Raw genomic sequence first — 1,282 nt, forward strand, 5'->3', positions numbered from 1 at the left:
GCCTCGGTGGGCAAAACATACCTGGCTTGCGCCAATGCGCGCAAACTTGGGACCTGTTCACAGCGCACCGGGTTCCGGCGGGAGGTCCTCGAAGAAGCCGTGCTCGAGCTTTTGAGCGACCGACTGATGCAGCCAGAGGCCGTCGCCGCATTCATCACCGCGTTCACGGCGGAGACAAATCGCCAGCGCGGCGAGGACAACCGGGTGCGGGTGCGCCTGGAGACAGAGCTGCGCGACATAAACCGGAAGCTCGACGGGCTTTACGATGCGATCGCCGATGGGCTGCGCAGCGCAGGGCTGCAGGAGCGCCTGGGCACCCTTGAAGAGAAGAAGGCCGAGCTGGAAGCGCAGTTGGCGGCGCCGCCGCCGTCCCCGGTTCGCCTCCATCCTGCGCTCTGCGAGCACTACCGGGCGAAGGTGGCGGACCTGGCAGCCAGCCTTGCAGACCCCGAGATCCGCACGCGGGCACTGGAACTGATCCGCGGCCTGATCGCGCAAGTCACGGTGCACGTGGCACCATCGGGTGGTGTGACACTGGAAGTTGAGGGGGCGCTCACGGCCTTGATCGAAGCGGCCCAGCCGGGCGCGCTTGTCGATGTTGACCATGGTTCGGTAAAACTGGTTGCGGGGGCTCGCAACCATCGTTGTCGGGCGAAACTCTTGTGCCATATTTGAGATTCTCGAAAGAAGGCGCTGAATTGGTTGAAGCGGTTCGGCGGTGCGCATTTGACGCCTTAGGCAAGGCTGGGATTGTGTACTTGGCGGTCTTGGCACCGCTAAAGCCCAGCGCGTGTCGGCTGTGCCGTTACCTACCCTGTCATAGTGGCCCATCACCGCCATTCGGGCAACTTGCAGCGAACTTCTGCTCTGAGCCAGAAGCAGTCGCCAGAACGAAATGTCAGCCCGACTTACAGCATTGTAGAGTTGTCTTTGGCTTACATTCGGTGCCTACGGCATGCGAATTCTAATTAACCGTGTATCGTCCGCGCCGGGTTGGAGCACGATGAACAGATTGGCGAAATCGGTCTGGCTGATGTCAATGTTTGTGAATACTCCAAGGCCCTCGAGAATGCCCGGGATAGTTTCGGCGTCACCGACGACAAGAACCGTGTCCTGTTCATGATCAAAGCTGAGCAGGTCGATCAGACCAGGCACGCTAGAAGGTTTGATCCGTTTGGTTCTTTTTTCCTCCGAACATCTCGAATACCCGATAGTTTCTCGGTTCATCCACCGAACATTCTTGAAAAGAAGCCCCGTTCTTTCTCGGGTATCACTGGATCAG

At 59.3% G+C, this 1,282-nt stretch carries 1 protein-coding gene and 1 pseudogene; both read left to right on the forward strand.

The genetic code is table 11. The features are described 5' to 3' along the window. Positions 1-675: pseudogene (locus BLT50_RS19450) on the forward strand (zinc ribbon domain-containing protein); the annotation flags it as partial. Positions 676-993: 318 nt separating this feature from the next. Further along, positions 994-1,282 (forward strand): hypothetical protein (locus BLT50_RS19525; protein WP_217629264.1); only part of this gene is annotated, 289 nt, incomplete at its 3' end.

Origin of the sequence: Lutimaribacter saemankumensis (assembly GCF_900100005.1) — a bacterium.
Lineage (GTDB): Bacteria > Pseudomonadota > Alphaproteobacteria > Rhodobacterales > Rhodobacteraceae > Lutimaribacter > Lutimaribacter saemankumensis.